Raw genomic sequence first — 6000 nt, 5'->3', positions numbered from 1 at the left:
AGATGTGTATAAGAGCCCGCCCCGGCCCCAGCGCACGCAGCTTCCAGCCGGTGCCGCGCCAGGAGACACTGCTGCTGCTCGCGGAGATCTACCGGGGCGGCACCGGATGGAAGCTGCGTGCGCTGGGGCAGGGATACGCCGACGGCCTGGCGGGGCTGGCCCGGGACTTCGGGGTGGACGTCGCCGACGAGCCGATCCCGGCCGCCTCCGCACCGCCCGTGGCCCCGCGCACACCCCCGACGCCCGCCTCACCTCCGCCGCCCAGGCCCACGCCTCCGCGATGGCCGCGGCCCGACGCCTCGGCGTCCAGGGCGCGGACGGCGTCTCCGTCTACCAGCGGCTCACGGCCACCGGATACGCGTACATCACCGTCGGCGAGCACCTCGTCTCCGGCCCCCGCACCCCCGCCGAGTTCGTCGACTACTGTCTGCGCACCGACCAGCCCCACCGGACGCTCAACGACCCGGCCTTCACGCACGCCGGTCTGGCCCACGCGTCCGACGGCCGCACCGGCGACACCTACTGGACGGCACTGTGGGCCAGGCCCCTCACACCGGGCGACCTGAGTCGTACGGCGTCCGAGGTCGTCGACCTCACCAACCGCGAGCGGGCCCGGCACGGCCTGCCGCCCCTGGCCGTCGACCCCTTCCTCACCACCGCCGCACAGGCCCACAGCGCCGACATGATCGCCCGCGCCTTCTACTCCCACACCTCGCCGGACGGCAGCCAGCCCTGGGACCGGGCGGCCGCGGCGGGGTCCGGCCGGCGCTCGATCGGCGAGAACATCGCCTGCGGCCAGCGGTCCCCGGCCGAAGTCGTGGAGGGCTGGATGAACAGCCCGGGCCATCGCGCCAACATCCTCAAACCCGGCTTCACGCACATCGGGATCGGCTTCGCGGGCGGCGGCTCGTCGGGCACGTACTGGACCCAGCTCTTCGGCGCATGAACCCCCGCCGGAACCGACACTCCGACAGGCACCCCGACAGGCCCCATGGCGGAACGGAAACCTCCGGGACACCATGCCCCCATGAAGGGTGACCTGTTTTCCAGTGAGCACATGGTCCAGCCGGCCACGACGCCGGGTATGTCGGTCGAGAACGCGAAGTGCATCAAGTACACGGTGAACGGCGAGATGCTCGCCCGGCAGGGGGCGATGATCGCCTATCGCGGCAACCTCCAGTTCGAGCGCAAGGGCCAGGGCGTCGGCGGCATGCTGAAGCGCGCGGTCACCGGTGAGGGACTCCCGCTGATGTCGGTGCGCGGCCAGGGCGAGGCCTGGTTCGCGCAGGAGGCGCAGAACTGCTTCGTCGTAGAAGTGGACCCGGGCGACGAGTTCACGGTCAACGGCCGCAACGTCCTGTGTTTCGACGCCTCGTTGTCGTACCGGATCTCGACGGTGAAGGGCGCGGGCATCTCGGGCGGCGGTCTGTTCAACAGTGTCTTCACGGGCAGCGGCAGGCTGGGGCTGGTGTGCGAGGGCAACCCGCTGGTGATCCCGGTCTCGCAGCAGTATCCGGTGTACGTCGACACGGACGCGGTCGTCGGCTGGACCGCGGGCCTCCAGACCTCGCTGCACCGTTCGCAGTCCATCGGGTCGATGCTGCGCGGCGGTTCGGGCGAGGCCGTGCAGCTGATGCTCCAGGGCCAGGGGTATGTCGTCGTACGGCCGAGCGAGGCGACACCGCAGAAACCGCAGCAGCACTGAGCCGGCCGGCCCACCGCCCGAAGCCGTGTTGACCGGCGCCCCGCGCGGCGCCAGGGTCGAAGCGGCGCGGACCGTCCGTGCCGGGAGGGTGAGTGTCTTGATCGGGATCTCCGACATCGAAGCCGCGGCCGAGCGCATCGCCGCACACGTCGTCCGCACCCCGACCGTGCCGAGCCCCGGACTGTCCGCACTGCTCGGCGCCCCGGTCACCGCCAAGCTCGAACTCCTCCAGCGCACCGGTTCGTTCAAGGCGCGCGGCGCGACGGTGAAGCTGCTCTCCCTCACCGAGGCCGAGCGGGCCGCCGGGGTCGTGGCGGTCAGCGGCGGCAACCACGGCATCGCGCTCGCGATGACGGCCGCGGCACTCGAGGTGAAGGCCACCGTCGTCATGCCGCGCTCGGCGCCCGCGCACGCCGTGCGGATCGCGGAGGAGGCCGGGGCGTCGGTGCGGGTGACCGATGACATGGACGGCGCGTTCTCGCTGGTGACACGGTTGCGGGACGAGGGCCTCACGCTGGTCCACCCCTTCGACGATCCGCTGGTGGTCGCCGGACAGGGCACCGTGGGCCTGGAGTTCGCCGAGGACGCCGGTGACCTCACCGACGTCCTCGTCAGTATCGGGGGCGGCGGGCTGATCTCCGGTGTCGCGGCGGCGCTGCGCGCCCGGCGCCCGGGGCTGCGGATCTGGGGTGTGGAGACCGAGGGCGCCCAGGCCATGTCCGAGGCGCTGGCCGCGGGCGGTCCGGTGCCGGTCGCGCTGTCGTCGATCGTGTCCACCCTCAGCGCGCCGTCCGTGTCGCAACTGACGTACGACCATGTGTCGGCCTTGGTCGACGAGGTCCTCGTGGTCACCGACCGGGAGGCGGTGCGGGGTTCGCTCCAGCTCGCCGACCACGCCAAGGTGTGGGCCGAACCCGCCGCCGGCTGTCTGCTGCCCGCGGCCCGGCGGGTGCTTCAGCGGGTGGGCGACGGAGCCCGGCTGGGGCTGGTGGTGTGCGGGGGCAATGCGACGACCGGTGATGTCAAAACCTGGGCAGAACGTTTCGAACTGCTCTGACCGTTCGTCAAATTCACTCCCGTGACAGCCCTTCAGGAAAAGCACCCCGTTTTCCGGTGAACGCACCCCGTCACGCCCCCCGTACCTGTGGGAAAGGTGAGAGACAGGGTTCAGCGAGGGATGACCATGGTCAAGGCGCACACCTCCACACACGAGTTGGTTGCCGGAAGGTACCGGCTGCTGGAGGTCCTCCACCGCGAGACGAACCGCATCTGCTGGTACGGGGAGGATGTCGAGGCCGGCCGGCCGTGTCTGCTCACACAGATCGGGCTGCCACCGGATCCGGACGGCGAGAGCTCCCGCCGGGCGATCGCCCGGGTCATCCGGATGTCCGAGACCATGAGGCTGCTCTGCCCGGGCCGGGTCGCCTCGGTCGTCGACGCCGTCGAGGAGTACGGCACCCTGTGGACCGTCACCGAGTGGATCGAGGGCACCTCTCTGGGCGAGGTCCTGGAACGGGAGGGCACGTTCAACTACGTGCGGGCGGCCCGTATCGGCCTCGAACTGCTCGACGTGCTGGAGTCCGGGCACGGCGAGGGCATCACCCACGGCGAGCTCAGCCCCGGCCAGGTGTTCGTGCGGGACAAGGGCCCCGTCGTGGTCACCGGCTTCGGCCTGACCGGCGCGACGCTCGCGCCCCGGGTCAGCGCACCCTCGTACGCCTCCCCCGAGCAGGCCCGCGACGAACGCATCGGGCCGGCCGCGGACCTGTGGGCGCTCGGCGCGATGCTGTACACGATGGTCGAGGGCCGCCCGCCCTTCCGGGACCGGGACAGCCCGGAGACCACGCTCAAGGGCGTCGACCGGCTGCCGCTGCGCAGCCCGGTGCGGGCGGGGCCGCTCACCCAGACCGTGCAGGGGCTGCTCCGGAAGAACTCCAGGGAGCGGCTGAGCCGTCAGGTGATCCGCGAGGCGCTCACCCGGATCGTCACCGAGGACCCCGAGGCGGCCCTGGCGTCGGCCCCCCGGTCCCGGCTGCGCGGTCTCGCCGGCGGTGGACCGGGCTGGAGCAGACGCACCATGGCCGCGGGCACCGCGCTGGCCGTCGTCACGGTCGCGGTGGCGGTCGTCGCCGTGGCCCGTGAACTGCCCGGCGGCGCGGACGACTCGGCCACCGACGCGGGCACGCCCAGACCGTCCGCCTCGGTCTCCGCCCCCGCCGCGCAGCCCAGCCAGGCACCCACGCCGACGCCGACGGCCCCGAGTCCGACGCCGACTCCTACCAGCGCCTCCCCGTCGGCGCAGCAACCGCAGTTCCAGCACTACACCTCACCGCAGGGCTTCTCCGTCTCCCTCCCCGAGGGCTGGGAGGCGCTGAGCACGACGAAGCAGGACGACCTGGCGTACCGGGTCGTCCTCGGTGCGAAGGGCGATCCGCGCTCCCTCGCGGTCACCTACAGCACGCGTGTGGGCGACGACCCGGTCGCCGTCTGGCGGGACGACGTCGAGCCGCGGCTGAAGCAGTCGGGCGACTACCAGCGGATCGGGGAGATCCGTGCGACGACGTACCAGGGCCGCGAGGCCGCCGACCTGGAGTGGCTCGCCACCGTCGACGGCACCCGGGTGCACACCCTGGGCCGCGGCTTCCTCCTCGGCTCGGGCGAGGGCTTCTCGCTGCGCTGGACGACTCCGGCGTCCGACTGGGACGACGACGCCAACCAGCAGACCCTGGACACGATCCTGCGGACCTTCCGCGTGCCCTCAGACTGAGTCGCGCGGAGCGTGCATCGCGCGGACGCGGGAGCCGTGCAGCGGCTGGGTGCGCCACCGCGCGGTGAACGTCCGGTCCGTGAGCGAGCAGGTCAGGTCGACGTGGTGCGGGGTCTCCAGGAGCGCCAGGTCCAGGGCGAGGGTGTCCGGGTCGGTCCACCCTCCGCTCACCGCGGCGGGCACCGGTCCGTCGGTGACGGTCCAGCCCGGCTCGCCGAACCGCAGCTCCAGCCGGTGGCCGTCCTCGACGAGGGCGAGCCGCCGGCCCTCCGCGTCGACCTCGACCGCCGTCAGCTTCGGGAGTGCCTCGCAGACACCGCCGTTCGGTGTGAACGCGACGGCCCGCTCCGGCGGTGCGGGCTTGCCCGCGGCCGGCGGCAGCGCGAGCCGGGACGTCCGCTCGGCCAGCGCCGCGTCGTCCCGCTCACGGCCGGACAGCGGGCCCGCGCCGAACGCCGGCAGCAGATGGCTCCAGACCAGGTCCAGTACCTTCTGCATGTCCTCGGTGGCGCCGGTGATCGCGACCACCACGTCCTGCTCGGGCAGGACGAGGCAGTACTGCCCGTAGGCCCCGTCGCCGCGGTAGCCGTGCCGGGACATCCAGAACTGGAAGCCGTATCCCTGCGCCCAGTCGGTCCACGTGCCGTCGTCGTTGACGATGTGCGACCGCGTCGCCTCGGCGACCCACTCGTCGGGGAGCAGCCGCTCGCCCTCCCACACACCGCGCCGCAGATACAGCTGGCCGAGCCGGGCGATCGCGTCCGTGGTGGCGTGCAGCCCGCTGAAGCCCAGCTCGCGTCCGGTCCGGTCGCGCAGCCACGCGACCTCGCCGATGCCGAGGGGATCGAAGAGGCGCGGGCGCAGATAGTCGGTCATCGGCTGGCCGGTGACCCGCTGGACGATCGCGGCGAGGGTGTAGGTGGTGGGCTGGTTGTAGGCGAAGACCGTGCCCGGGTCGCGGTCGGGCGGCAGGAGCAGGAAGCCGCGCACCGGTTCCTCGCGGTCCGTCGCCAGCGCCTGGTCATGGGTCTCCGCCTCATGGCCGCTGGCCATCGTGGTGACGTGCCGGACGAGCATCGCGCGGCTGCGCGGGTCGGTGATGTCGGCGTCGAACTCCGGGAAGTACGAGATCACCGGGTCGTCGAGGCGCAGCAGTCCCTCGGCGACGGCGAAGGCGGCGGCCGTCGCGGTGAAGCTCTTGCTGAGCGAGTACAGGAGATGGGGGCGGTCGGCGGTGTAGGGCGCCCACCATCCGGACGCCACGACCTTGCCGTGGCGCAGGACCATCAGGCTGTGCGGCTCGATGTCCGGGGCGGCTTCGAGGGCGTCGAGGAGGGCGTGGACACCGGCCGCGTCGACGCCTTCGGCGGACGGGGTGCTCGTGGGCAGGGGGCGAACACTCATGCGAGTATCCTCTCCCGGCGATCACGTCATGATCCAGTCGTCCGCGAGACGATTTCCGTACCGGAGGCCGGTAACTCGCCCCCGGGCCACGGGACATACCGGGGCTGCCAAAGCATCGCCAATG

4 protein-coding genes and 1 pseudogene are annotated in these 6000 nt (G+C 72.3%); 4 read left to right on the top strand and 1 reads right to left on the bottom strand.

The features are described from left to right. From HLK59_RS30775 to HLK59_RS30760, 4 genes and pseudogenes are all read left to right on the top strand, one after another. Window positions 1–946: pseudogene (locus HLK59_RS30775) on the top strand (CAP domain-containing protein); the annotation flags it as partial. An 81-nt stretch (window positions 947–1027) separates the two neighbouring features. After that, on the top strand, window positions 1028–1705 hold the full coding sequence (locus HLK59_RS30770; RefSeq protein WP_171144827.1) for an AIM24 family protein: 678 nt from the start codon (window positions 1028–1030) through the stop codon (window positions 1703–1705). A 97-nt stretch (window positions 1706–1802) separates the two neighbouring features. Beyond that, the gene (locus HLK59_RS30765) at window positions 1803–2762 is read left to right on the top strand and encodes a threonine/serine dehydratase (protein ID WP_171144826.1); all 960 of its coding nucleotides are present in this window, start codon (window positions 1803–1805) and stop codon (window positions 2760–2762) included. A 120-nt stretch (window positions 2763–2882) separates the two neighbouring features. Then, complete coding sequence (locus HLK59_RS30760; RefSeq protein ID WP_240982734.1) at window positions 2883–4472, top strand: serine/threonine-protein kinase; 1590 nt, start codon at window positions 2883–2885, stop codon at window positions 4470–4472. Here the strand turns inward: HLK59_RS30760 and HLK59_RS30755 are convergent. Then, window positions 4464–5876: a serine hydrolase domain-containing protein gene (locus HLK59_RS30755; protein ID WP_171144825.1), complete on the bottom strand. Its 1413-nt coding sequence runs from the start codon at window positions 5874–5876 to the stop codon at window positions 4464–4466. The genes HLK59_RS30760 and HLK59_RS30755 overlap by 9 nt on opposite strands. Window positions 5877–6000: the final 124 nt, after the last annotated feature.

The sequence above is a fragment of the Streptomyces sp. S3(2020) genome (assembly GCF_013044505.1).
GTDB lineage: Bacteria > Actinomycetota > Actinomycetes > Streptomycetales > Streptomycetaceae > Streptomyces.
Note: the sequence above shows the minus strand (reverse complement) of the source record. Positions and strands in the feature narration are given on the sequence as shown.

What these genes read in the sequence shown, in the direction of transcription:
- HLK59_RS30770 (WP_171144827.1), top strand. Translation starts at nt 1,028, where the DNA reads ATGAAGGGTGACCTGTTTTCCAGTGAGCACATGGTCCAGCCGGCCACG.
- HLK59_RS30755 (WP_171144825.1), bottom strand. Translation starts at nt 5,876, where the DNA reads ATGAGTGTTCGCCCCCTGCCCACGAGCACCCCGTCCGCCGAAGGCGTC.
- HLK59_RS30760 (WP_240982734.1), top strand. Translation starts at nt 2,883, where the DNA reads ATGACCATGGTCAAGGCGCACACCTCCACACACGAGTTGGTTGCCGGA.